Below are 25667 nucleotides of genomic sequence, written 5' to 3'. Positions count from 1 at the left end.
GGATTGAATTCGATACAAGGCTTGGGTTGCCAATGAGCGGGAGCACAAACTCTGTGGCGGCTGCCGAACTCAGCCTTCGGCAGCTGCAAGGTCTGAAGGGAATTTTAACTGTGGGAGCGAGCCTGCTCGCGAACGACTTTCGCGAGCAGGCTCGCTCCCACAGGGAGGGTTGACAGGCAACAGAGTATCTACAGGGCTCTGTGTCCGTCAGGCCTTGCCCGGGATGCCGTATTTGCGCAGTCGATGGGCGATGGCGGTGTGACTGGTTTGCAGGCGGCTGGCCAGTTGGCGGGTGGAGGGGTAGCTGACGTAGAGCTTCTCCAGCAGCGCCTTCTCGAATGTTTCGACAGCGTGCTCGAGGGTCTCGATCTCGCTGTCGTTTTGGCGTGCCACCGAGGTGCCGGCGATATCCAGGTCGCCAATGTCCACCAGCGAACCCTCGCAGATGGCCGCTGCGCGAAAAATCACGTTCTGCAACTGGCGTACGTTGCCGGGCCAGCGGTTGCCCAGCAGGGCCGGGTAGGTACCGGGTGCCAGGCGACACGCCGGACGCTGGATCTGGGTACAGGCCTGCTGCATGAACGCGCGTGCCAGCAACAAAATATCCTGGCCACGTTCACGCAGGGGCGGCACTTCGATATTGAGCACGTTCAGACGGTAGAACAGGTCTTCGCGAAAGCTGCCTTCGTTGACCATTTTTTCGAGGTTGCGGTGCGTGGCGCTGAGGATGCGCACATTGACCTTAACCTCGCGTTCGCCGCCCACCCGGCGAAAGCTGCCGTCGTTGAGAAAGCGCAGCAGCTTGGCTTGCAGGTAGGGTGACATTTCGGCGATTTCGTCGAGAAATACCGTGCCGTTGTTGGCCAGTTCCATCAGCCCCGGCTTGCCGCCACGCTGGGCGCCGGTAAAAGCGCCGGGGGCATAGCCGAACAGTTCGCTTTCAGCCAGGTTCTCCGGGAGCGCAGCGCAGTTCAGGGCCAGGAACGGTGCGCCAAACCGATCGCTGATGGCATGGCAGGCGCGGGCCACCAGTTCTTTGCCGGTGCCGGTCTCCCCCTGGATCAGCAAGGGCGCGTCCAGGGCCGCCACGCGCTGCGCCCGGGCTTTCAGCGTGCGGATGGCAGGTGAGTCGCCGAGCAGGGCGTCAAAGCCTTCTGCGTGATCGTGATGCAGGGCTGCCAGGCGCTCGCCGATGCGGCTTGGCTGGTACAGGGTGAGCAGGGCGCCGGCATCGGTGATCGGCGTAGCGTCGAGCATCAGCGGATGGCCGTTGAGCGTGACTTCGCGCAGTGGCAGGCGAAAGCCGTTTTCCAGCAGCACGTCGAGCAGCCCGGGGTCGCTGAACAGTTGGCCGATACTTTCGCCGGTCGGCTCGTGGCCGTACAGTGCAACCAGCGCCGGGTTGGCCAGCAGCACATGGCCTTCGCTGTCGAGCGCCAGTACCGGGTCGGTCATGGCGGCGAGCAAGGCGTCCAGTTGCAGGTGACGGCGCTGGCCGGGAAGGATATCGACGACCGTTACCGTTTGCACACCGCGGACACCAAACAGGGCCTCGCGCAGCTCGTCGAGCACTTGCGGGCTGAGGGTCGGGGCGTCGATGTAAACGTTGGGCGGAACCATTTCCACCGCATCCAGATTGAGGTTGCGCCCGCCCAGCAATGCCAGGACTTCCTGGGTGATGCCAACTCGGTCGATAAAACTGACATGGATACGCATGGGAACGGCAAACACTTCTGGCCAGCAGGGACGGCCAGTATGCCTTGGCGGGGGGGATAGGTGAAATTCCGTGGGAGCGGGCTTGCTCGCGATGGCATCAGCGCGGTCTAGTCGTTAAACCGTGTTGCCTGCATCGCGAGCAAGCCCGCTCCCACAAAAATGCAGCCCTCAGCCAGTGGCTGAATCAGTCCAGATGGTCGAGCTTGATCGGGTCGCCCGGCTTGTGGTTGAGCTGGGCCATGACGTCGGCGAACATCTTGTCGTAGTAACCGTGCATCGAGCGGATGTCGGCGGTTTTGGGAATGCCGTGCTTCACGGCAATCTGGAAAGCGTCATGGGCAAAGTTGTAGGCCATGTCCTTGGGCAGTGTGAAGGACTCCTTGAACTCCTTCTTGTTGATCTGACCGTGCATGTCGAACTGCATCGACTTGCCTTCCTTGGGATCCTGAACGACCTGGTAATCGATCTTGATGTCATACCCAAAGTCGCTCGGTTGCAGCGGTTCGCGGTGGATATGCAGGTGACCGGGTTCGAACGAGGCCATAGGGTACTCCTTGAGGCTATGGGAAAGGGCAGGCCCCGGGGCCTGCCCCGAGGTTCAGAAGTAGGTGATACCCGGTTTTTCGGTGCTGACCCGAGTACCGGCCTTACCTTGAACGATTGCTTCGATATCCGCCAGTGCGCCGATCACGGCAGTCTTGCCGGTTTTGCGGGCAAACTCGCAGGCCGCTTCCACTTTAGGGCCCATGGAGCCCGAGGCAAAGCCGAGTTTTTCCAGCTCGTCCGGGTGGGCCTGAGCAATGCCCTTCTGGGTTGGCTTGCCCCAGTCGATAAAGGCCGCATTCACGTCAGTGGCGATCACCAGCAGGTCGCTGTCCAGTTGCTGGGCCAGCAGCGAGGACGCCAGGTCCTTGTCGATCACCGCTTCGATGCCGCGCAGCTTGCCGTCTTCGCCGTACATGGTGGGAATGCCGCCGCCGCCCGCACAGATCACGATGGTGCCTTTTTCCAGCAGCCACTTGATCGGGCGAATTTCGAAGATGCGTTTGGGTTTCGGGCTAGGCACAACGCGACGGAACTTGTCGCCGTCCGGAGCAATGCTCCAGCCTTTTTCGGCGGCCAGGCTCTTGGCTTCGCTTTCGGTGTAGACCGGGCCGATCGGCTTGGTCGGCTTCTGGAACGCGGGGTCCTTGGGGTCGACTTCAACCTGAGTCAGCAGGGTGGCAAACGCGGCCTCCTGTGGCAGCAGGTTGCCCAGTTCCTGCTCGATCATGTAGCCGATCATGCCTTCGGTTTCAGCACCGAGCACGTCCAGCGGGTAAGGGGCGACTGCAGTGTAGGCGGCGGCTTGCAGGGACAGCAGGCCGACTTGCGGACCGTTACCGTGGGCCACTACCAGCTCGTTGCCATGGGCAATGCGGGCAATCTGGGCGGTAGCGGTCTGGATGTTTTCGCGCTGGTTCTCGGCGGTCATGGGCTGGCCGCGACGCAAGAGGGCGTTACCGCCCAGTGCAACGACGATACGCATAGAAGATGTCCTTTTAGAAATATGAGAGCGCCTTGTGTGGGAGCGAGCCTGCTCGCGAAGCTCGTTCGCGAGCAGGCTCGCTCCCACAGTCGTTATGCATTCACATAACGACTGTGAGCCAGGCTTAGATATCAGCCAATGCCGCGACCAAAATCGCCTTGATGGTGTGCATGCGGTTTTCAGCTTGCTCAAAGGCGATGTTGACAGGGGACTCGAACACTTCCTCGGTCACTTCAATACCGTTTTTCAGGTTTGGATGGTGCTCGGCCACGTCTTTGCCGACCTTGGTTTCACAGTTGTGGAACGCAGGCAGACAGTGCATGAACTTCACGCGTGGGTTTTCTGCCGCCTTGATCATGTCGCTGTTGACCTGGTAAGGCAGCAGCAGCTTGATACGGTCGTTCCAGGCTTCAACCGGCTCGCCCATCGATACCCAGACGTCGGTGTGGATAAAGTCCACGCCTTTGACGGCAGCTTTAGGGTCTTCGGTCAGGGTGATTTTGGCACCGCTTTCCTTGGCGAATTCCTGGCACTGTTTAACGAACGACTCTTCCGGCCACAGGCTTTTTGGTGCGGCAATACGCACGTCCATGCCCAGTTTGGCACCGATCAGCAGCAGCGAGTTACCCATGTTGTTGCGGGCGTCGCCCAGGTACGCGTAGCTGATGTTGTGCAGCGGCTTGTCGCTGTGTTCGCGCATGGTCAGCACGTCGGCGATCATTTGCGTCGGGTGGAACTCAGCGGTCAGGCCGTTGAACACCGGCACGCCTGCGTATTTGGCCAGCTCTTCGACAACAGCCTGTTCAAAGCCACGGTATTCGATGGCGTCAAACATGCGGCCCAGAACGCGGGCGGTGTCTTTCATGCTTTCTTTGTGACCGATCTGTGAAGAAACCGGGTCGATGTAGGTAACGTGCGCGCCCTGGTCGTGGGCTGCCACTTCAAATGCGCAACGGGTGCGGGTCGACGTTTTTTCGAAGATCAGGGCGATGTTTTTGCCTTTCAAGTGCGGCTCTTCAGTACCGGTGTACTTGGCGCGCTTGAGATCGCGGGACAGATCGAGCAGGAAATGCAACTCACGTGGAGTGTGGTGCATCAGGCTCAGAAGGCTGCGGTTTTTCATGTTAAAAGCCATGGTGATCTCCTTGGTTTCGGGTTAACCGGCTTGCACCGGCCCCGTGTTGGGGCCGGGGCAAGCAATCAAATGGGTAGATTAATAGTCGACAGGGTCACGCACGATCGGGCAGGTCATGCAGTGACCGCCGCCACGGCCGCGGCCCAGTTCGGAGGCGCTGATGGTGATGACTTCAACGCCAGCCTTGCGCAGCAGGGTGTTGGTGTAGGTGTTGCGGTCGTAACCGATCACCACGCCAGGCTCCAAGGCCACCACGTTGTTACCGTCATCCCACTGCTCGCGTTCTGCTGCGAACGAGTTGCCGCCGGTTTCGACCACACGCAGTTTTTTCACGCCCAGGGCCTTGGCCACTACGTCGAGGAAGTGGCCTTCTTCGCGTCGTACGTCCACGCCGCCTTGTTTCTTGTCGTCCGGGTACACCGAGAACGCAACGATCTGGTTCACGACTTCAGGGAAGATGGTCACCAGGTCGCGGTCGCAGAAGCTGAACACGGTGTCCAGGTGCATCGCCGCGCGGGACTTGGGCATACCGGCAACGATCACTCGTTCTACAGCGCCGTTCTTGAACAGGTTTTGTGCCAGTTGGCCAATGGCCTGACGTGACGTGCGCTCGCCCATACCGATCAGGACTACGCCGTTGCCGATTGGCATCACGTCGCCGCCTTCAAGGCTGGCGTTGCCATGGTCGACTGTCGGGTCGCCGTACCAGATCTGGAAGTCGGCGTTGGTGAACTCAGGGTGGAACTTGTAGATCGCGGTGGTCAGCAGGGTTTCCTGACGACGCGCCGGCCAGTACATAGGGTTCAGCGTCACGCCACCGTAGATCCAGCAAGTGGTGTCACGGGTGAACTGGGTGTTGGGCAGCGGTGGCAGGATAAAGCTGGTGTGACCGAGGAAGTCACGGAACATCTGGATGGTCTTGCCACCAAAGCTGTCTGGCAGATCGTCTGCCGACACGCCGCCGATCAGGTACTCGGCAATTTGGCGTGGCTCAAGGCTTTTAAGCCAGGATTTGACTTCGTTGACCAGGCCCACACCCACCTGATTGGGGGTCACTTTGTGGTCCAGAATCCAGTCCAGGGCTTCCGGGATGGCAACGATATCGGTCAGCAGGTTGTGCATTTCCAGCACATCAATGCCGCGGTCGCGCATTTTGGTGACGAAGTCGAAGTGGTCACGCTTGGCCTGGTTGACCCACAGTACGTCATCGAACAGCAATTCATCGCAGTTGCTTGGGGTCAGGCGCTGGTGAGCCAGGCCTGGGGAACACACCATAACCTTATGCAGCTTACCGGCTTCGGAATGCACGCCGTATTTCACTTTTTCCGTGGTCATTACAGTCATCCTCCAAAGTACACAAACAGGTTGTTACAGGGTCAGGAAACCGTCGTAGAGACCATAGGCAGCCACCAGGGCGCCGATCACTACTGCGGCAAAAATCACTTTCTCGATGTTGGTAAACACGGGCTGGCCGCTTTCACGCTTGGCCTTGGCGAACAGAATGGCGCCAGGTGCATAGAGCAGGGCCGACAACAGCAGGTACTTGAGGCCGCCGGCATAGATCAGCCAGATCGCGTAGATCAGCGCGATACCGCCGATGATCAGATCTTTCTTGCGTTCTGCCAGGGCGTTCTCGTAAGTCTCGGCACGTACCGCCAGCAGGAAGCCGTAGGCTGCAGACCAGAGGTAAGGCACCAGGATCATCGAGGTCGCCAGGTAGATCAGCGACAGATAAGTACTGGCCGAGAACAGGGTGATGATCAGGAACAGCTGCACCATGGCGTTGGTCAGCCACAGGGCGTTGACCGGTACATGGTTGGCGTTTTCCTTTTTCAGGAAGGCCGGCATGGTGTGGTCCTTGGCCGCCGAGAACATGATCTCTGCGCACAGCAGTACCCAGGAGAGCAGGGCACCCAGCAGGGAGATGATCAAGCCGACGCTGATCAGTACTGCACCCCAGTGACCGACCACATGCTCAAGCACGGCCGCCATCGAAGGGTTTTGCAGTTTTGCCAGTTCAGGCTGAGTCATGATGCCCAGCGACAGCACGTTCACCAGTACCAGCAACAGCAGCACGGTGATAAAGCCGATCACGGTGGCCCGACCCACGTCCGAACGTTTTTCGGCACGGGAAGAGAAGATGCTTGCGCCTTCGATACCGATGAACACCCAAACGGTGACCAGCATCATGTTGCGCACCTGATCCATCACGCTGCCCAGGTCCGGGTTTTTTACGCCCCAGATGTCACTGGTAAAGATGTCCAGTTTGAACGCGAAGAGGGCAATCAGGATAAACAGAACCAGCGGTACGACCTTGGCAACGGTGGTTACCAGGTTGATGAACGCTGCTTCCTTGATGCCGCGCAGTACCAGGAAATGCACGGCCCAGAGCAGGATCGAGGCGCCGATGATGGCGGCGGGGGTATTGCCTTCGCCGAAGATCGGGAAGAAGTAACCCAGGGTGCTGAACAGCAACACGAAGTAGCCGACGTTACCCAGCCAGGCGCTGATCCAGTAGCCCCAGGCTGACGAGAAACCCATGTAATCGCCGAAGCCTGCTTTGGCGTAGGCATACACGCCGCCGTCAAGGTCAGGTTTGCGATTGGCGAGGGTCTGGAACACAAAAGCGAGGGTCAACATACCGACAGCGGTAATTGCCCAACCGATCAGGATTGCGCCGACATCAGCGCTGGCGGCCATGTTTTGAGGCAGCGAAAAAATCCCGCCGCCAATCATTGAGCCGACTACCAGAGCAACCAACGCACCCAGTCGCAGTTTTCCAGGAGTATCAGACATTTGTAGTGACTCCAATCTAGGAGAAGTGAGGCTTCAAAGTTAAGTCCATTGATATTCAAGCCGTTTGACATAGATCAGGGCATTACTACATTCCATTGTTGATAGAGCGGGGAAGGTCGCGATCACGCATTTTTATGACGCTTCCTGAAAGCCTTACTCCAGAGATGTTTTCAGGTATTAATACGTTCGTTACCCACGGTGTCGTGGGGATTGAAGCTAGCCAGTATTTCCAGATTTGCAAATGTCATCTTCAAGTTTCATGAACCCCTCCATGAAATTAAATCGTCATCTATATATGAACGGTTTTTTAGGTTTCAATAGGCGCAATGGTTATCAGGGAAGCACGGCTTATTGCGGGGATCTATTAAACGTTTGGGCACTGCATATATTTAGTCAGTGAACGTCTGTAGCCTGATATTCATAAGTTTTAACCAAGTAGTACAGCGAGGTGACGATGTCGCAACAGACGCAAAAGCTTAGGCTCAACGCCCTGATCGCGTTGGTTGTCGGCTCGATGATTGGTGGCGGGATTTTTTCGTTGCCACAAAATATCGCCGAGCATGCTGCCGGTGGTGCCGTGTTGATCGGCTGGGCAATCACGGCAGTGGGCATGCTGGCGCTGGCCTTTGTGTTCCAGACCCTGGCCAATCGCAAGCCGCAGCTGGATTCGGGGGTGTATGCCTACGCCAAGGCCGGGTTTGGCGACTACATGGGTTTCTCGTCAGCCTGGGGCTACTGGATCAGCGCCTGGATGGGCAACGTCGGTTACTTCGTATTGCTGTTCAGCACCCTGGGCTATTTTTTCCCGGTGTTTGGCCAGGGCAACACGCCGATCGCCATAGGTTGCGCATCGTTGCTGCTGTGGGGGGTGCATTTTCTGGTGCTGCGCGGGATCAAGGAAGCGGCGTTTATCAACCAGCTGACCACCGTGGCCAAAATCGTCCCCATTGTGATGTTTATCGTGCTCACCGCCGTGGCGTTCAAGGCCGATATTTTCACCCGGGATTTTTGGGGCACACAAACACCCAGCCTGGGCAGCGTGATGGATCAGGTGCGCAACATGATGCTGGTGACGGTCTTCGTGTTTATCGGTATTGAAGGTGCCAGTGTCTACTCGGGCCGTGCCGAGAAACGTTCGGATGTGGGCAAGGCTACGGTCATTGGCTTTCTCGGCGTGCTGGCCCTGCTGGTGCTGGTGAACGTGCTGTCGCTGGGGATCATGAGCCAGCCGGAACTGGCCAGTCTGCAAAACCCGTCGATGGCCGGGGTGCTCAAGCATGTGGTGGGAGAGTGGGGCGCGATACTGATCAGTATCGGGCTGGCGATCTCGCTGTTGGGGGCGTTGTTGTCGTGGGCGTTGCTGTGCGCCGAGATCCTCTATGCCACAGCCCGGGACAACACCATGCCGGCGTTCCTGAAAAAGGAAAACGCCAACCATGTGCCGGTCAATGCCCTGTGGCTGACCAACTCGATGATCCAGATTTTCCTGGTGATCACCCTGGTGTCCGCCGGTACTTACACCAGCCTGATCTATCTGGCTTCATCGATGATCCTGGTGCCTTACCTGTGGTCGGCAGCTTACGCGGTGCTGCTGTGCGTGAGGGGCGAGACTTACGAGCGAGCGGGGCGGCGGAGGGTCAAGGACCTGCTGGTAGGGGCGGTGGCGCTGATTTATGCGATGTGGCTGTTATATGCGGCGGGGCCCAAATACCTGCTGCTCTCGGCGTTGCTGTATGCACCGGGGGTGTTCTTTTTCGCCAAGGCCAAGCGCGAGCAGGGTGAGCTGCTGTTCAAGCCCTGGGAGAAGGTGATATTCGCGATGGTGGTGATAACCGCACTGGCGGCAGCTTATGCGCTGTATAGCGGGGCGTTGGCGTTGTAAGTGGCGATTTGTGGGAGCGGGCTTGCTCGCGATGGCATCGCCGCCGTTTGCCTGATACACCGGGGTGTCAGTATCGCAGGCAAGCCAGCTCCCACAGGTGTGCGGCGCTCATAAATTCCGAGGGGGGCCAGTTCCTGTAAAAAGCCTTATGAGTGCTCCGCTCGTCAGCTGCTACGAAGGGCTTGGCAAGCGCTCCGGTCGCGACCAGATCCACAGATTGCCCATGCTCATGCCGGCAATCGCCAGAAACACCGGCCAGTTGTGATCCAGCACATAAAGCATCAGCCCTGCGCACAACAACATGCTGACAGTGGCGCTGATTTTGGCGTTGCGCTTGATGATCTTGCCGTTGCGCCAGTTGCTCAGGATCGGACCAAACAACCGGTGGTTTTCCAGCCAGGCACTCAAGCGCGGGGAGCTTTTGGTCGCGGCCCAGGCGGCGAGCAAAATAAATTCGGTGGTCGGCAGGCCAGGAATCACAATCGCAATCAGGCCAATGCCCAGGCTCACATAGGCCAGCAAGCCGAACAGGATTCGGGCGATTTTCGACGTGGATCGGGTTTGGCGGGTCATAAGCTCAGGACGCATAAAAGGACACCCGACCAGCGTGCGCTGGTCGGGCCTGTCAGCTTAAGCCAGTTCTGGCTGAGCAGCGTAGGCGTGTTCCAGTAATACGGTAAAACGCTCAAAGGCCGCTACTGCACCTTTGTCGAGGTCGGCTTCTTCTTCAGCCGTCAGTTCCAGGCCGTCGAGGGTGCGGATAAAGCTTTTCCAGCCTTCGGCACGGCCACCGGCAGGCTCGCCCAGGTGGCGGGCGCCGAAGCTGTCGCTCAGGCCCAGGCCCACAGCACGCTTGATCAGGAATGCAGCGCCCAGCTTGGAGCCTTCGGAAACGAAGATCCAGCCCAGTGCTTCAGCCTTGCTTGGCGAGTTGACCGCGCCGGCAACCGGGGCAGGCACTTCGGTGTTGAGGTCGGCCAGGTCGGCCTTGGCTTGCTCGGCGCGGCAGCGCTCTGGCAGGTCAGGGACGATTTCTTTCAGGGCCGGGTCGGTGTACAGCGCCTTGAGCTCCGACTGGAACAGGTACTGGGCGACGACAAAGCGGGCGAAGCTGGCCACGTCATCAAATGGCTTGTGCGCCTTGACCAAAGCGTCGAGCTTTTGATGCGGCTCGTTGGTGATCTGGTTCAGACGTTGGGAACGCAAGGCCGGACGTGATGCGGAATCAGCAGTGGTCATGAAAAAATCCTTGAGAATGAGATGCGCTTTGTAACTAGACGATCAGGAAGACGCATCACAGTAAAAAATCCTCACTGCGCAGAGCAAAATTCTGCGCAGTGAGCGTGGCTGATCAGATATCCCAGACCAGATTGATCGAGAAGTTGCGGCCCGGCGCGGTCAGTCGCTCCATATTGGCCGGGTTCAGCACGCCGGCCTCACCCACGCTGTCGTAGCCGCGCACGTCATCCCAGTTCCAGTATTTCTTGTCGGTCAGGTTGTACAGGCCGGCATTGACGGTGACGTCCTTGGTGACCTTGTAGAAACCGGTCAGGTCGAGCACACCATAGCCAGGCGACTTGAACTGCTTGCTGGTGCCATCGGGGGCGAAGTAGCTGGTGTCGTCGACCTGATCCTTGCTCTTGACCAGTGTCCAGCTCACCAGGGCGCCATAGTTCTGCTGCTCGTAGCCCAGGCCCATCACGGCGGTCAGCGGGTTGACGCTGTTGATCGGCTGGCCGGTGTCTTCGTTGCGACCGTGGGCATATGCCACGGAACCACGGGTATAGAGGCCCTGTGGCGCGCCGAAAGCGTCCAGGTTCAGGCGGCCTTTGACCTCGGCACCCTTGATGGTGGCGTGCTTGATGTTGTTGGCCTGGAACTTGAGGTCGTCGTAGCCGGGGGTGATGGCATCTTCGTTAATGAAGTCGCGGTACTTGTTATAGAACACGGCTACGTCGAATGAGCCAGCATCGAAATTGCCGCGCAGGCCGGTCTCGTAGCTTTTGCTTTTTTCCGGTTCCAGATCCGGGTTCGGCTCTACCGAGTAGCCTGCCTGCAGGTTGTCAAATCGACCGTATAGCGCCTTGGCGGTCGGGGTGCGGAAGCCTTCGGCGTACTGGCCGTACCAGGTGTAGTTGTCGTTGAACGCGTAAGTGACGCCCAGTTTTGGCGACAGGCGGTGCCAGACCTTGTCTGCATCGCTTACGGTGCCTTTCTGGTCGCTGTTGACGGTGTTGAGGAATTCCTGGGTGATATGCGGCGTCAGCTTGGTGTAGTCGTAGCGCAGGCCGGGCATGAAGGTCCAGTCATTCCAGCTGATCTGGTCCTGGGCGAACAGGCTGTAGGTGTTGATGGTCGGGTCCGGGAAGTCGCTGGATTTGACCAGGTAATCTTTCGGGCTGTCGGCGCCCACGGCGGTGCAACCATTGCCTACTGCCAGGCAGGTGCCCGAGCCACTGCGCGAACCGGTGACTTTCTGGTGCTTGATAGTGGCACCGTAGGTCAGCAGGTGATCGGTGTCAGCAATATGGAAGGCTTTGTCTGCCTGGGCGTCCAGTACCCAGGTTTTTTCTTCGTAGGTGGTGTTGCGCGAACGCATCACATGACGGCTGTAGGGGAAGTAGTCTTCCAGGGTGTTCTGGTCGGTTTTGGCGATCTGGTAGTTCAGGCTCCACTTGAAGTGGTCAGCCACGGCGGTATCCAGCGCCATGCTGTTTTCCAGGCCGAAACGCTCGCGGCTGATGGTGTCCTTGCCGTTACGCGTCAGGTACATGCCCAGCGGCTGGCCGTTGTTGAACGGTCCGCCGACCGCGCTTTTTTCATTGATGTCGAGGCGGTCCTTGTACTTCTCATAAGTGAAGCCAAGACGGTCGTCATCGTTGTAGTTCCAGCCCAGCTTGGCCAGTACGTTGGTGGTTTTGGTATCTTCAGGGTTGGCCGCGGTACGGGACAGCCCGGTGCCGCCGTGGTCACCGTAGGATTCGGTTTCGTGACCGTCGCGCTGGCTCAGGTGCAACAAGCCGTCGAAGTCGCCCGAGCGGCCGGCGACGGTGCCGGATTTCAACCAACTGCGATCGGCCGAGCTGTAGCCGGCCTTGAGGCGGGCGCCAACATCCTGGCCCGGCTTGATGATGTCATTGGGGTCGAGGGTGAAGTAGCTGACGGCACCGCCAATGGCGTTGCTGCCATAAAGTACCGACGCCGGGCCACGGAGGATTTCGACGCGCTTGATGATTTCCGGGTCGACGTAGTTGCGCTGGGTCTTGGCGTACGGGCCGTTGAAGAACGAGTTGGGGATCTCGACGCCGTCCACCTGGGTCAGGATCCGGTCGCCGTCGATGCCGCGGATGTTGTAGTTGCTGATGCCGCCACGCTGGCCGGCGCCGCCTACCGAGACACCCGGCTCATAGCGCACCAGGTCCTTGATGGTATTGACGTTATCGCGGTCCATATCCTGGCGGTCATGGACGGTAATTGTGCTGGGCACCGAGTTCACGTCCTGCTCCTGGCGAGTGGCGCTGATGGTGACTTGTTGCAGGGCCAGGGTGCCGGTGGAGCTGCTGCGCTTTTCCAGCACGATATTGTTGCTGGCCAGCTTGCGGTAGCCCAGGTTGGTGCCGATCAACAGGCGCTCCAGGGCTTTTTCCGGGGTGAGTGAACCGCGCACGCCGGGCGAGGACACATTCTGCGCCAGCTCTGCCGGCAGGCCGACCTGCCAGCCGGTCACCGTGCTGAAATCGTTAAGCGCGGAGGCCAATGGCTGCTGGGAGATCGCAAACTTGTAATTGCCCACGGAGCGGGTCGCCGGCTGCTCATCGGTCGCCGCCAGGGCTGGAGCCGCCTGCACACCGGCCAAAAGCATGGCGGCGGTCAACAACGACAACGTGCACTGCTGCAAACCACCCTTGCGGGCGTTGGATGAGGACCGGCTGTTGAAACGAGTGGGCATTGATAGCGCTCCGTGGTGAACGAATCTTATAGTTGCGAAGCTGACTCAAAATGCGAATCAGTTGCATTGACTACAACGAGACGTATGACCTTAGGCTATCGAGTAAAAAAACCTACTTTTAATTGAGAATTACCAACGCCGGGAATTCTGAAAGGCTACTTGAGGTGATATGGGCCAGTGAGCGGACGATATCCAGAGGCTGATCCAGCCGGTAGTTGCCGGTCACTGCCACGTTGGCGAGTTTGTCGTTGTTGTTGACGATCCAGCCTGGGTAGTAGCGGCGTACTTCATCCAGCACCTTGCCCATCGGGCAGTTTTCGAACACCAGGCGCCCCTGCACCCAGGCCAGGTCGGTCTGGGGGTTGAGCCGGGCGGTCTTGCTGAAGCCGTCAGGGCCAATGCGCACGCTGTTGCCAGCCGACAGGCGCATTTGCGCACCGGCACTGTTGACCCGCAAATCGACGTCGCCGCGCTGCACCCGCACCTGTGTTTCACCATTGAGGTAGCTCACGGCGAAGGCGGTGTCGCGCACGCTGACGCGCACGGGGCCAGCATCAAGCACCAGCGGGAACTCCAGGTCGGCGGGAATTTCGAAATACGCTTCGCCCTGATACAGGCGGGCGCTGCTTTGGGCATTGACCACCTTGCTGGAAAACGCCGAGTTGGTGTTAAGCAGCACTTTTGAGCCGTCCTCGAGTTGCAGGCGCTGGCGCTCGCCCACCACGGTCAGGTGATCGGCTTGCAGGCGTAACGGTACATTGCTGTAGCTGCCGACGCTGATAATCACCACCGCCGCAGTTGCCAGGTGTTTCCAGTGTCGTCCTATGCGCCGCAACAGGCCGGGGCTACGGCGGGCTTGCAGGGTTTGCGCGGCGGCCAGCAGCGGTTCGCCGTTCCAGATCGCATTGGCCTTGGCAAAGGCCTGGGCATGGGCGGGGTCGGCATTGAGCCAGTTTTCGAAAGCGGCTTTTTGTTCGTCGCTCGCACACTCAAGAGTAATCAGCCATTCCAGTGCCTGATCCATGGCGCTGTCCTGCAGCACGTCTTGCGCCAGTTCTGGCACGGCAGATTTGTGAGTGTTCGTCACGGATGTTCCTTGGCAGTTTCAGAGCGTTCTAGCAGGCATCGCCGGTCAAGGTTAAGGGCGATTGAGTCTGTCGGCTACCCCGATGCAGATTGCCATGATCAATTTGAGTTCCTTCTGAACGGTGCTCAAGGAAACGTCAAGCTCTTCGGCAATCTCCTGATAACTGCAGCCATGCAGGCGGCTGAGGATGAAAATCCGTTGTTGACGGGCACTTAACTGGCTCAGGCTCACACTCAGACGCTCCAGTAGTTGCGCGGCTTGATGGGCTTCTTCAGGGGTGCTGAGAGGGGAGGCAACGCCTTCGATCACTTCAGTGGGCACATCTTCGACCACGGTGCGTGACTGGATCCGCCGGGCGCGCAGGTGGTCAAGCGCCAGATTGCGTGCGGTCTGGAACACAAAGGGCTCAAGGTGCTCGACGCTGCGTTCGCTCAAGGCGCGGGTTACGCGCAGGTAGGTCTCCTGCAGCAGGTCTTCGGCGGTGCTGTGGTTGTTGACCATCCGCTCCAGGGTGCGCAGCAGGGTTACCCGTTGGGTAAGGAAGACTTGATTGAAGTGGGACTGACTCACAGTGCTACCCGACCGATTTTGAGCGAATGATAATGCTTATCATCTGTGCTATTGGTCAAGTGCTGTTTTGAAATGGTTTGAAATCGTTCTGGTGGGAGTGAGCCTGCTCGCGAAGGTCGTAGACGATAGTGCGTCTTCGCGAGCAGGCTCGCTCCCACCATAAACCTAAACCCGACCCTTCAAATACGCACTGTAATCAGGAATGCGGTGTTCATGGGGCTGGCTCATCAGCGGGCTGCTGAGCAGGTAGTCGGCGCTGCATTCATTGCACGCCACGGGGATGTTCCATACTGCCGCAACCCGCAGCAGTGCCTTGATGTCCGGGTCGTGGGGCTGGGGCTCGAACGGGTCCCAGAAGAACACCAGCATGTCGACCCGTTGCTCGGCGATCCGTGCCCCCACCTGTTGATCGCCGCCCAACGGCCCGCTGATCATGCTTTCGATCGGCAGGCCCAGGCGCTGGCTCAGCAGCAGCCCGGTGGTGCCGGTGGCGCACAGGTCATGCTGGCTGAGGGCTGCCTTGTGGCGTTCGGCCCAGTCCAGCAAAAAGCCCTTGCAATGATCGTGGGCCACCAGGGCGATACGCTTGCGCGCCGCCAGGGTGGCCGTGGTGAAGCTGATACCGATCATCGCGTTACTCCGCGTTGTGCAGCGCCAGGCAGTTATCGAGCATGCGGTTGGAGAAGCCCCACTCGTTGTCGTACCAGGCCAGCACTTTTAGCAGTTTGCCGCTGACTTTGGTGTGATTGGCATCGAAGATCGACGATAGCGGGTTGTGGTTGAAGTCGCTCGATACCAGCGGCAGGGTGTTGTAACCCAGTACTTTGGAGTGCTGGCTGGCTTCCTTGAACAGCGCGTTGACTTCAGCTGCGGTGGTTTCGCGCTTGAGTTCAATGGTCAGGTCGACCAGCGACACGTTGATCACCGGCACCCGCACGGCCATGCCGGTGAGCTTGCCGGCGAGTTCCGGCAATACCAGGCCCACGGCTTCGGCTGCGCCGGTTTTGCTCGGGATCATGTTCTGGGTGGCCGAACGTGCGCGGTAGGGGTCCGAGTGGTAGACGTCGGTCAGGTTCTGGTCATTGGTGTAGGCGTGGATGGTGGTCATCAGGCCGTTTTCAATGCCGAATTCGCGGTGCAGGATTTGCGCCACCGGTGCCAGGCAGTTGGTCGTGCAGGAAGCATTGGAAATAATGTGGTGGGATTGACGCAAAATGTCGTGGTTGACACCGTAGACCACCGTCGCATCGGCATTTTTGCCGGGAGCAGAGATAATCACCTTGCGGGCGCCAGCAGTAATATGTGCTTGTGCCTTGCTGCGCTCGGTGAACAAACCTGTGCATTCAAACACCACATCGATGTTCAGTGCCGCCCACGGCAGTTCGGCCGGATTGCGAATGGCGGTCACGCTGATGCGGTCACCATTGACGGTTAGGCTTTCCTGATCGTGTTCGACATTGGCGTCGAACGTGCCGTGAACCGTGTCGTACTTGAGCAGATGGGCATTGATCGAACTGTCACCCAGATCGTTGATGGCGACGATCTGCAGGTCCTGACGGTAGCCTTGGGTATACAGTGCGCGCAGGACGTTACGGCCGATACGGCCAAAACCATTGATTGCGATTCGTAGAGTCATGGAAAGCGCCTGCCATCGATTTGTTGTTGGAATTACAAGATTATTCGCATAAAAATAGAAAACAAGCCATTTAAGTGGCAATATTTTGTTTTATCTACAACGAGTGACCTGAATCAACGGGTCCGAATGATTGAAGTCGCTCCCCGGAGCCCTTCGGTCAGCATAGGACACGCACAGGTCGCCACATCCGTTAGCCTGGAGTTCAACACATGCATCCCCGCGTTCTTGAAGTCACCGAGCGTCTTATTGCCCGCAGTCGTGCAACCCGCGAGGCGTATCTGACGCTTATTCGTGGCGCTGCCGGCGACGGCCCGCAACGCGGCAAGCTGCAATGCGCGAACTTCGCCCACGGCGTGGCAGGGTGTGGCACTGAAGATAAAAACAGCCTGCGGATGATGAACGCGGTCAACGTGGCAATTGTTTCGTCATATAACGACATGCTCTCGGCGCACCAGCCGTACGAGCACTTTCCTGAGCAAATCAAAAAAGCCCTGCGTGAAATTGGCTCGGTGGGCCAGTTCGCAGGCGGCACCCCGGCCATGTGTGACGGCGTGACCCAGGGCGAGCCGGGCATGGAACTCAGTTTGCTGAGCCGCGAAGTGATTGCCTTGTCCACAGCCGTGGCGCTGTCCCACAATATGTTCGACGCGGCGCTGATGCTGGGCATTTGCGACAAGATCGTGCCGGGCCTGCTGATGGGGGCGCTGCGTTTTGGTCACTTGCCGACCATCTTTGTACCGGGTGGGCCGATGCCGTCGGGCATTTCCAACAAGGAAAAAGCCGATGTGCGCCAGCGCTACGCCGAAGGCAAGGCCAGCCGCGAAGAGTTGCTGGAATCGGAGATGAAGTCCTACCACAGCCCTGGCACCTGCACGTTCTACGGCACCGCGAACACCAACCAGTTGCTGATGGAAGTGATGGGCCTGCATTTGCCAGGCGCCTCTTTCGTTAACCCCTACACGCCTTTGCGCGATGCCCTGACTCGCGAAGCGGCTCATCAAGTCACTCGTCTGACCAAGCAAAACGGCGATTTCATGCCGCTGGGCGAGATCGTTGACGAGCGTTCGCTGGTCAACTCCATCGTTGCGCTGCACGCCACCGGCGGTTCGACCAACCACACCTTGCACATGCCGGCGATTGCCATGTCGGCGGGTATCCAGCTGACCTGGCAAGACATGGCCGACCTCTCCGAGGTGGTACCGACCCTGTCCCACGTGTATCCAAACGGCAAGGCCGATATCAACCACTTCCAGGCCGCCGGTGGTATGGCGTTCCTGATTCGGGAGCTGCTGGAAGCCGGTCTGCTTCACGAAAACGTCAACACCGTGGCGGGCTATGGCCTGAGCCGCTACACCCGCGAACCGTTCCTGGTGGATGGCGAGCTGGTATGGCGTGAAGGTCCGATTGAAAGCCTCGACGAGTCGATCCTGCGCCCGGTTGCCCGTGCATTCTCCGGCGAGGGTGGCCTGCGGGTGATGGAAGGCAACCTGGGCCGTGGCGTGATGAAGGTCTCGGCGGTAGCCCCGGAACATCAGATCGTCGAAGCCCCGGCGCGGGTGTTCCAGGACCAGCAACAACTGGCCGATGCGTTCAAGGCCGGTGAGCTGGAACACGACTTCGTGGCCGTGATGCGTTTTCAGGGGCCGCGCTCCAACGGTATGCCCGAGCTGCACAAGATGACGCCGTTTCTGGGTGTGTTGCAGGATCGGGGCTTCAAGGTGGCGCTGATTACCGACGGGCGGATGTCAGGCGCGTCGGGGAAGATCCCGGCAGCAATTCATGTGAGCCCCGAGGCTTCGATTGGCGGCGCCCTGGCGCGGGTGCAGGACGGCGACATAATTCGTGTCGATGGGGTAAAAGGTACGTTGCAACTGCTGGTGGATGAGGCAGAATTTGCCGCGCGCACCCCGGCTGTCGGCACTCTGGATAATGCCGTCGGCACCGGGCGTGAGTTGTTTGCGTTTATGCGTCAGGCCTTCAGTTCGGCCGAGCAGGGCGCGAGCACCTTTACCTCGTCTCTGGAAAATCTGAAATGAAGCTCGCACTGGTCGGTGATATAGGCGGTACCAACGCACGTTTTGCGTTGTGGGAAAACGACCAGTTGCGTTCGGTCAGCGTATTGCCCACAGCAGACTTCGCCTGCCCGGAAGATGCCATCAAGCTTTACCTGGATACGCTGGAACTGGCTCCGGGCTCTGTAGGCTCGGTATGTCTGTCAGTGGCCGGGCCGGTGAGTGGCGATGAATTTCGTTTTACCAACAACCATTGGCGCTTGAGCCGCTCGGCCTTCTGCCGTGCGCTGCAGGTCGACAATCTGCTGCTGATCAACGACTTCAGCGCGATGGCCTTGGGCATGACCCGGCTGCAACCCGAAGATGTGCGCCAGGTTTGCCCGGGGGTTGTTGACCCGACGCGCCCGGCGGTGGTTATCGGGCCGGGCACCGGGCTGGGTGTGGGCACTTTACTCAATCTCGGCGAGGGTCAATTCATGGCCTTGCCGGGGGAGGGCGGGCATGTCGACCTGCCCATGAGCAACCCGCGTGAAGTGCAGTTGTGGCAGCACATCTACAATGAAATCGGCCATGTGAGCGCCGAGAGCATTTTGAGCGGCAGCGGTTTGCCGCGGGTCTATCGGGCGATTTGTGCGGTGGATGGCCATGCACCGGTACTGGACAGCGACCGGGCCATTACCGCGGCTGCTTTGGCGGGCGACCCTGTGGCGCTGCAAGTGCTGGAGCATTTCAGTTGCTGGCTGGGCCGTGTGGCGGGCAACAATGTGCTGACCATCGGTGGCCGTGGCGGGGTGTATATCGTCGGCGGGGTGATTCCGCGCTTTGCCGATATCTTCCTGGCCAGCGGCTTTGCCCGCAGCTTTGCCGACAAAGGCTGCATGAGCGACTACCTCAAGGGTATCCCGGTGTGGCTGGTGACGGCGCCGTACCCGGGTTTGATCGGTGCCGGGGTGGCGTTGCAGCAGGCGTTTGGCTGAAAGCTCCGTGAGTGGGCTTGTTGTGGGAGCGAGCAAGCCCGCTCCCACAGAGTTTGGATCGCCGTATAAAAACAATAAGGAACACCACTGTGAGCACACCCGGCAAATCCATTTTGCTGGTCGATGACGACCAGGAAATTCGCGACCTGCTTGATCTGTATCTCACCCGCGCCGGTTTCCAGGTGCGTGCCGTGGGAGATGGCGCCGGTTTTCGCGAAACGCTGGACAGCGCGGCGAGTGATCTGTTGATCCTCGATGTCATGTTACCCGATGAAGACGGCTTCAGCCTGTGCCGCTGGGTGCGTCAGCATCCGCGCTTTGCCCAGATCCCGATCATCATGCTCACTGCCAGTTCCGACGAGGCCGATCGCATCATTGGTCTTGAGCTGGGCGCCGACGATTACCTGGGTAAACCCTTCAGCCCCCGTGAGCTGCTGGCGCGGATCAAGGCGTTGTTACGCAGGGCACAATTTGTCGCTACCACCTCGGGCAACGAGGTGCTGGCATTTGAAGAGTGGCGGCTGAACACCGTGACTCATCGGCTGTTTCATACCGATGGAGAAGAGGTGATTTTGTCGGGGGCAGATTTTGCCTTGCTCAAATTGTTTCTGGATAACCCGCAGCAGATTCTCGACCGCGACACTATTGGCAATGCAACCCGCGGGCGTGAGCTGATGCCGCTTGATCGCATTGTCGACATGGCGGTCAGCCGCCTGCGCCAGCGCCTGCGTGACACTGACAAGCCGCCACGGCTGATCCGCACCATCCGCGGCAGCGGTTATCAGCTGGCGGCTCAGGTCATGTCCGGCAATGACCTTTAAGCGCCTGGGCAAATGGCATATGCCCCGTTCGCTGCTGGGACGCATGTTGTTGCTGACCTTGCTCGCCATCCTGCTGGCGCAAACCCTGTCCAGTGCTATCTGGTTGTCGCAGTTGCGTACCACGCAACTCGAAGGCCTGGTCAACAGCGCGCGTAGCCTGGCCCACTCGATGAACGCCACCGTCGCCTACCTGCGTTCCCTGCCGCTGGCCTATCGCCCATTGGTACTGGATCAACTGCGCAGCATGGGCGGTACGCGTTTTGTCGTGAGCCTCAACGACAAACCACTGGATATGCAGGTGTTGCCGCCCACCCAGCGCAAGCAGGCGGTACTGGATGCCGTGGATCAGGTATTGCGCGAGGCCGTGGGGCCCAATGTCGAGATGTCGGTGCAGTTTGTCAGCCCCCAGGATCTGCGTATTTTCAATGCCGGTCTCAAACTCGACGAGCTACCGCGCTCCTGGGCGCATTTTGCACTGACGCTGGAGCCGGTCGATCCGCCGATCCTGGTCACACAAATCCAGATGGTGCCCGGTGAATGGCTGTATATCGCCTCCTTGTTGCCCCAGCCCTACACCAGTCTCGAAGAGGAGGGGCTGCCGGCCCTGCAGGTGTGGTTTATCGTGCTCAGCAGTATTTTTCTGTTGTTGTTCATCGGCCTGTTGATGCACTGGCAAAGCCGTCCGCTCAAGCGTCTGGCGCGAGCGGCCCGGGACATGTCGCTGGGTGAGGACGAGGTCAAGCCGGTCGAGGTGGGCGGCGGCAGTGAAGTGGTCGAGGTGGCGCGCGCCCTCAATACCATGCGTGCCCGCATCAGTCGTTATCTGACCGAGCGCGGCCAGTTGTTCAGTGCCATCTCCCATGATTTGCGCACGCCCATTACCCGCTTGCGCCTGCGGGTCGAGCTGCTCGAAGACGAACAACTGCAATACAAATTCGGCCGTGATCTGGACGAGCTGGAAATGCTGGTCAAAGGGGCGCTGCAATGTGTGAAAGACACCGATATTCACGAAAACATCGAAGCCGTGGACTTGAACCAGTTGCTTGACTGCCTGATCGAGCCTTACCTGCTGCCCCAGGGTAACGGCCGCGTAACGCTGCAGGGCCGGGCTGTCAGACCTTACTATGGTAAACCCCTGGCGCTGCGGCGCTGCATGGGCAACCTGATCGATAACGCGCTCAAGTACGGCCACTACGCGCATTTGCGTATTGATGACAATGAGCAGGCCTTTGTCCTCACGGTTGACGATGAGGGGCCGGGCGTACCCGAGCAGCGTCTTGAGCAGGTATTCGAACCGCACTTTCGCCTGGCCGGGCAGCAGCAGGGCTACGGGCTCGGATTGGGGATTGCACGCAGCATCGCCCATAGCCATGGCGGTGAAGTCAGTTTGCAGAACCTGCGGGCCGGCGGCCTGCGGGTTACTTTGCACTTGCCGCGAAATGGCGATTGATCGACAGGGTCGCCTGCTCGGGGCTGATGGGCAACAGGGGTTCCAGGTTGCTGTCCGAAGGCTTTGCAAGGGTGGGGCTGGGCGGGTGGTCGCTGTTCATGGCGGCGTTGATACGGTTCTCACGCACGCGCCTGCTGGTCTGGCCGAAGTGCTGTTGCAGTTTTTCCATGGCCACGTCGTAGGGCTCATTGCACAGAGTCAGTTGCCTCTGACGCTCTTGTAGCGCCAGGCGTTTGGCCTCGTCATCGCCATGCCGGTCAACGCGAAAGCTCTTGCTCAGGTTGTAGCCGTGAATGCGGGTTGTTGCACGCCAGTAGTCGATCTGGTTGGAGCGGACCCGGTACACCCCTGGATGACCGCTGGTGTTGTGCGGCATAAGGCGCTGACGGTTTTCATAAGAAAACGCCAGGGGCATTTTGAGAACCAATTGGTTACGCATGGTCTCAGCGGCCTCCAGGGCAGCAGCCTGATCCGCGTAGTCGGTGAAATTGAAACAGTGGACATGTACTTTCCCCGAGCGCCGAATGTCCAGCTTCCAGGCGCAGGGGGTGCCGTCCGGATCCAGTAGCTGGCTGATAAAACAGTGATTCTGGGGCGTTGCGCGCTGTTTTGGCATGAAACTCATCTCCTGATGGGGGGGCCGGCATCCGTTCTTGAATTGTGGCGAAGTGTTGCAGCCTCGCTGAAGTTTTTTGCAGGTTCAACGTGGGAAAACGACTTCGGGATCCGTCCTACATGCAACGCAGAAAATACCTTATGTATCGATAGGCGCAGCTTAAGTGCCCAGAGGAATACGGGGTTTAGCGCTGTTGAAAGATCTTTGGAACAGAACAATCACCTCGGCCGCCATGTCACCAGGTTGTGACATTTCGGCGTCTGTTCGTTACGTGCAGGCAGTTTGCGATGGATACACTCTCTAGCAGCGCAAGCAAAAGACTTGCACAGCTATAACAACAAGAAAGGTCTCGACATGAATTCATTCAATCGCCTCGCCGTTGTCATTTCGCTTGCCACACTGTTCCCCCTGGGTGCTTATGCTGCCGCCCCTGCCGATTCCAAAGGCACGGTTGAAGTGGTGCATTGGTGGACCTCCGGCGGTGAAGCCAAAGCGGTTGATGTGCTGAAAAAACTGATCGAAAAAGACGGTTATACCTGGCAGGACAGCGCTGTAGCAGGCGGTGGCGGTGCTGCGGCCATGACCGTGCTGAAAACCCGCGCCGTCTCCGGCAACCCACCATCAGCGGCGCAGATCAAGGGCCCGGACTTGCAGGAGTGGGGCGCACTGGGTTTGTTGACCAACCTCGATGAGGTGTCCAAGGCCAACAACTGGGATGGCATGCTGTCCAAGACCGTATCCGACACCATGAAGTACGACGGCCATTACGTGGCGGTACCGGTGAATATTCACCGGGTGAACTGGTTGTGGATCAACCCTGAAGTCTTCAAAAAGGCCGGTATCGACAAGGCGCCCACTACCCTTGACGAACTTTTTGCTGCGGGCGACAAGCTCAAGGCAGCGGGCTTTATTCCCCTGGCCCACGGCGGCCAGCCGTGGCAGGACAGCACGGTCTTTGAAGACCTGGTGCTGAGCGTCATGGGCCCGCAAGGCTATAAAAAAGCGTTCGTCGATCTTGATGAGAAAACCCTCACCGGCCCGCAGATGGCTGAAGTGTTCAGCAAACTGAAAAAACTCCAGGGCTATATGGACCCTGACGGCACCGGCCAGGACTGGAACCTGGAAGCGGCCAAGGTGATCAACGGCAAGGCCGGCATGCAGATCATGGGTGACTGGGCGAAAAGCGAATGGGCTGCTGCGGGCAAAAAGGCCGGTACTGATTTCGAATGCGTGCCGTTTCCGGGCACCCAGGGCAGCTTTACCTACAACATCGACTCGCTGGCGATGTTCAAACTCTCGGCGAAAAACAACACGCCGGGCAATATCGCCGCGCAAAACGACGTGGCCAAAGTCGCCCTTGAACCCGAATTCCAGTACGTGTTCAACCAGAACAAAGGCTCGATCCCGGTACGCAGTGACCTGGACATGAGCAAGTTCGACAGCTGTGCCCAGGCCTCGGCCAAGGATTTTGCCGAAGCGGGCAAAACCCACGGTCAGTTGCCGAGCATGGCGCATAACATGGCCACCTCGCTGGCGGTACAGGGCGCTATTTTCGACACGGTAAGCAACTTTATGAGCGACAAGAGTGCTGATCCGGCCACTGCCGGGAAAAAGCTCTATTCGGCCATCAAGTCGGCACAGTAATTCGTTGAGCTGACCCGCCACGCCTTGTGCGTGGCTCCCCCCCCTTGTCCCTGGTTGTGCGGCATCTGCATTGGCGGATGCCGGCATACCCTGCCGGGAGTATTTCGATGAGTTCCGTGGCTGTGTTCAGCAAGGCCTCGCCCTTTGATGCGCTGCAGCGCTGGTTGCCCAAGCTGGTTTTGGCGCCGAGCATGCTGATCGTATTGGTGGGCTTTTATGGCTACATTTTTTGGACGTTCCTGCTGTCGTTCACCAACTCCAGTTTTATGCCCAGCTACCAGTGGGTCGGCCTGCAGCAATATGCGCGCTTGATGGCCAATGACCGCTGGTGGGTTGCGAGCAAGAACCTGGCGGTGTTTGGTGGCATGTTTATCGTCATCAGCCTGGTGATTGGCGTGTTCCTGGCGATTCTGCTCGACCAGCGGATTCGCAAGGAAGGTTTTATCCGCACCATCTACCTGTACCCGATGGCGCTCTCCATGATCGTCACCGGTACGGCCTGGAAATGGCTGCTCAACCCGGGCCTGGGGCTGGATAAAATGCTTCGTGACTGGGGCTGGGAAGGCTTTCGCTTTGACTGGCTGCTGGATCAGGACCGGGTGGTGTACTGCCTGGTGATCGCGGCGGTATGGCAGGCCTCCGGATTTGTCATGGCGATGTTTCTGGCCGGGTTGCGCGGGGTTGATCAGTCGATCATTCGTGCCGCTCAGGTCGACGGCGCAAACTTGCCGACCATCTACTTGCGCATTGTCCTGCCGAGCCTGCGACCGGTGTTTTTCAGCGCCTTCATGATCCTGGCGCACATTGCCATCAAGAGCTTCGACCTGGTGTCAGCGATGACTGCCGGTGGCCCTGGCTACTCCTCGGATCTGCCTGCGATGTTCATGTACTCCTTTACTTTCAGCCGTGGGCAAATGGGCATCGGTTCTGCCAGCGCGATCATGATGCTGGGCGCGATTCTGGCCATTCTCGTGCCGTATCTGTATTCCGAGCTGAGGAACAAACGCCATGATTAATGCTCAGCGTTTTACCTTCAGCCGTGTGGCGATCTACGCCACCCTGATCCTTGCGGCGGCGGTGTATCTGGTGCCGCTGGTGGTGATGCTGCTTACCAGTTTCAAAACCCCGGAAGACATCCGCACCGGCAACCTGCTGAGCTGGCCGCAAGTGATCGACGGTATCGGCTGGATCAAGGCCTGGGACACGGTGGGCGGGTATTTCTGGAACTCGGTGAAAATCACCGTGCCAGCGGTCCTGATTTCGACCTTTATCGGCGCCATGAACGGTTATGTCTTGTCGATGTGGCGTTTTCGCGGTTCGCAGCTGTTTTTCGGCCTGCTGTTGTTTGGCTGCTTCCTGCCGTTTCAGACGGTGTTGCTGCCGGCCTCGTTCACCATCGGCAAACTGGGGCTGGCCAACACCACCACCGGCCTGGTGCTGGTTCATGTGGTCTACGGTCTGGCCTTTACCACGCTGTTTTTCCGCAACTACTACGTGAGTATCCCGGATGCGCTGGTCAAGGCTGCGCGTCTGGACGGTGCGGGCTTTTTCACTATTTTCGGGCGCATCCTGCTGCCGATGTCGGTGCCCATCGTCATGGTCTGCCTGATCTGGCAGTTCACTCAAATCTGGAACGACTTTCTGTTTGGTGTGGTGTTTGCCAGTGGCGATGCGCAGCCGATTACGGTGGCGCTCAACAACCTAGTCAATACCAGCACCGGCGCCAAGGAATACAACGTGGACATGGCTGCGGCCATGATCGCGGGGCTGCCGACGCTGCTGGTCTACATCTTTGCGGGCAAGTATTTTCTGCGCGGGCTGACGTCCGGCGCGGTCAAGGGGTAAGGC

At 58.9% G+C, this 25667-nt stretch carries 22 protein-coding genes; 8 read left to right on the top strand and 14 right to left on the bottom strand.

Going from position 1 to position 25667, the window contains the following annotated elements; all coding sequences use genetic code 11:
* Nucleotides 1-207 precede the first annotated feature (207 nt).
* The 6 genes from GHN92_RS09000 to arcD (GHN92_RS08975) all read right to left on the bottom strand — a co-directional run bounded on the left by GHN92_RS09000 (nt 208) and on the right by arcD (GHN92_RS08975) (nt 7175).
* On the bottom strand, nt 208-1716 hold the full coding sequence (locus GHN92_RS09000) for a sigma-54-dependent transcriptional regulator (protein ID WP_095019742.1): 1509 nt from the start codon (nt 1714-1716) through the stop codon (nt 208-210).
* A 184-nt stretch (nt 1717-1900) separates the two neighbouring features.
* Entirely contained in the window at nt 1901-2260 is a 360-nt protein-coding gene (locus GHN92_RS08995; protein WP_095001374.1) for a DUF5064 family protein, read from the bottom strand.
* Nucleotides 2261-2314: 54 nt separating this feature from the next.
* Entirely contained in the window at nt 2315-3244 is a 930-nt protein-coding gene (gene arcC / locus GHN92_RS08990; protein WP_095001375.1) for a carbamate kinase, read from the bottom strand.
* Nucleotides 3245-3368: 124 nt separating this feature from the next.
* Entirely contained in the window at nt 3369-4379 is a 1011-nt protein-coding gene (locus tag GHN92_RS08985) for an ornithine carbamoyltransferase (RefSeq protein WP_095001376.1), read from the bottom strand.
* A 78-nt stretch (nt 4380-4457) separates the two neighbouring features.
* A complete protein-coding gene (gene arcA / locus GHN92_RS08980; RefSeq protein WP_088377977.1) occupies nt 4458-5714 on the bottom strand; it encodes an arginine deiminase in 1257 nt (418 codons plus the stop codon).
* Between the two features lie 33 nt (nt 5715-5747).
* The gene (gene arcD, locus GHN92_RS08975) at nt 5748-7175 is read right to left on the bottom strand and encodes an arginine-ornithine antiporter (protein ID WP_029611554.1); all 1428 of its coding nucleotides are present in this window, start codon (nt 7173-7175) and stop codon (nt 5748-5750) included.
* Between the two features lie 454 nt (nt 7176-7629).
* On the opposite strand from arcD (GHN92_RS08975), the gene arcD (GHN92_RS08970) reads away from it, so the two are divergent.
* Nucleotides 7630-9057 (top strand): arginine-ornithine antiporter, encoded by a 1428-nt coding sequence (arcD, locus tag GHN92_RS08970; protein WP_095001377.1) that lies wholly within the window; start codon nt 7630-7632, stop codon nt 9055-9057.
* A gap of 171 nt (nt 9058-9228) precedes the next feature.
* Here arcD (GHN92_RS08970) and GHN92_RS08965 read toward each other — a convergent pair whose 3' ends face one another.
* The 7 genes from GHN92_RS08965 to gap form a co-directional block, all read right to left on the bottom strand.
* Complete coding sequence (locus GHN92_RS08965; RefSeq protein WP_095001397.1) at nt 9229-9630, bottom strand: YbaN family protein; 402 nt, start codon at nt 9628-9630, stop codon at nt 9229-9231.
* A gap of 57 nt (nt 9631-9687) precedes the next feature.
* Nucleotides 9688-10296: a biliverdin-producing heme oxygenase gene (locus GHN92_RS08960; protein WP_095001378.1), complete on the bottom strand. Its 609-nt coding sequence runs from the start codon at nt 10294-10296 to the stop codon at nt 9688-9690.
* A gap of 112 nt (nt 10297-10408) precedes the next feature.
* On the bottom strand, nt 10409-13006 hold the full coding sequence (locus GHN92_RS08955; RefSeq protein ID WP_153379908.1) for a TonB-dependent receptor: 2598 nt from the start codon (nt 13004-13006) through the stop codon (nt 10409-10411).
* Nucleotides 13007-13124: 118 nt separating this feature from the next.
* On the bottom strand, nt 13125-14093 hold the full coding sequence (locus tag GHN92_RS08950; RefSeq protein WP_133144255.1) for a FecR domain-containing protein: 969 nt from the start codon (nt 14091-14093) through the stop codon (nt 13125-13127).
* Between the two features lie 51 nt (nt 14094-14144).
* Nucleotides 14145-14663 carry an RNA polymerase sigma factor gene (locus GHN92_RS08945; protein WP_095001381.1) on the bottom strand — a complete coding sequence of 173 codons (519 nt, stop codon included), beginning with the start codon at nt 14661-14663 and terminating at the stop codon, nt 14145-14147.
* 165 nt (nt 14664-14828) lie between these two features.
* Nucleotides 14829-15293: a methylglyoxal synthase gene (locus GHN92_RS08940; RefSeq protein ID WP_095001382.1), complete on the bottom strand. Its 465-nt coding sequence runs from the start codon at nt 15291-15293 to the stop codon at nt 14829-14831.
* Nucleotides 15294-15297: 4 nt separating this feature from the next.
* Nucleotides 15298-16299 (bottom strand): type I glyceraldehyde-3-phosphate dehydrogenase, encoded by a 1002-nt coding sequence (gap, locus tag GHN92_RS08935; RefSeq protein ID WP_095001383.1) that lies wholly within the window; start codon nt 16297-16299, stop codon nt 15298-15300.
* 209 nt (nt 16300-16508) lie between these two features.
* Between gap and edd the strand changes: the two genes are divergently transcribed.
* The 4 genes from edd (at nt 16509) to GHN92_RS08915 (ending at nt 21559) form a co-directional block, all read left to right on the top strand.
* Nucleotides 16509-18335, top strand: coding sequence for a phosphogluconate dehydratase (gene edd, locus GHN92_RS08930; protein WP_153379906.1), 1827 nt, complete (start codon nt 16509-16511; stop codon nt 18333-18335).
* Entirely contained in the window at nt 18332-19288 is a 957-nt protein-coding gene (locus tag GHN92_RS08925) for a glucokinase (protein WP_095001385.1), read from the top strand. Before edd ends, GHN92_RS08925 begins: the two co-directional genes overlap by 4 nt.
* Before the next feature lie 89 nt (nt 19289-19377).
* On the top strand, nt 19378-20109 hold the full coding sequence (locus GHN92_RS08920) for a response regulator (protein ID WP_095019828.1): 732 nt from the start codon (nt 19378-19380) through the stop codon (nt 20107-20109).
* The gene (locus tag GHN92_RS08915) at nt 20099-21559 is read left to right on the top strand and encodes a HAMP domain-containing sensor histidine kinase (RefSeq protein ID WP_095020851.1); all 1461 of its coding nucleotides are present in this window, start codon (nt 20099-20101) and stop codon (nt 21557-21559) included. The genes GHN92_RS08920 and GHN92_RS08915 overlap by 11 nt, the downstream gene beginning before the upstream one ends.
* Here the strand turns inward: GHN92_RS08915 and GHN92_RS08910 are convergent.
* A complete protein-coding gene (locus GHN92_RS08910) occupies nt 21528-22175 on the bottom strand; it encodes an AP2 domain-containing protein (protein ID WP_095020852.1) in 648 nt (215 codons plus the stop codon). The genes GHN92_RS08915 and GHN92_RS08910 overlap by 32 nt on opposite strands.
* A 354-nt stretch (nt 22176-22529) precedes the next feature.
* Between GHN92_RS08910 and GHN92_RS08905 the strand changes: the two genes are divergently transcribed.
* The 3 genes from GHN92_RS08905 (at nt 22530) to GHN92_RS08895 (ending at nt 25664) form a co-directional block, all read left to right on the top strand.
* Nucleotides 22530-23819, top strand: a complete 1290-nt coding sequence (locus tag GHN92_RS08905; RefSeq protein WP_095019694.1) for an ABC transporter substrate-binding protein — start codon at nt 22530-22532, stop codon at nt 23817-23819.
* 107 nt (nt 23820-23926) lie between these two features.
* On the top strand, nt 23927-24835 hold the full coding sequence (locus GHN92_RS08900) for a carbohydrate ABC transporter permease (RefSeq protein ID WP_095003275.1): 909 nt from the start codon (nt 23927-23929) through the stop codon (nt 24833-24835).
* Entirely contained in the window at nt 24828-25664 is an 837-nt protein-coding gene (locus GHN92_RS08895) for a carbohydrate ABC transporter permease (protein ID WP_095003274.1), read from the top strand. The genes GHN92_RS08900 and GHN92_RS08895 overlap by 8 nt, the downstream gene beginning before the upstream one ends.
* Nucleotides 25665-25667: the final 3 nt, after the last annotated feature.

Source organism: Pseudomonas sp. FSL R10-2964 (assembly GCF_009600035.1).
GTDB lineage: Bacteria > Pseudomonadota > Gammaproteobacteria > Pseudomonadales > Pseudomonadaceae > Aquipseudomonas > Aquipseudomonas bubulae.
Note: the sequence above shows the minus strand (reverse complement) of the source record. Positions and strands in the feature narration are given on the sequence as shown.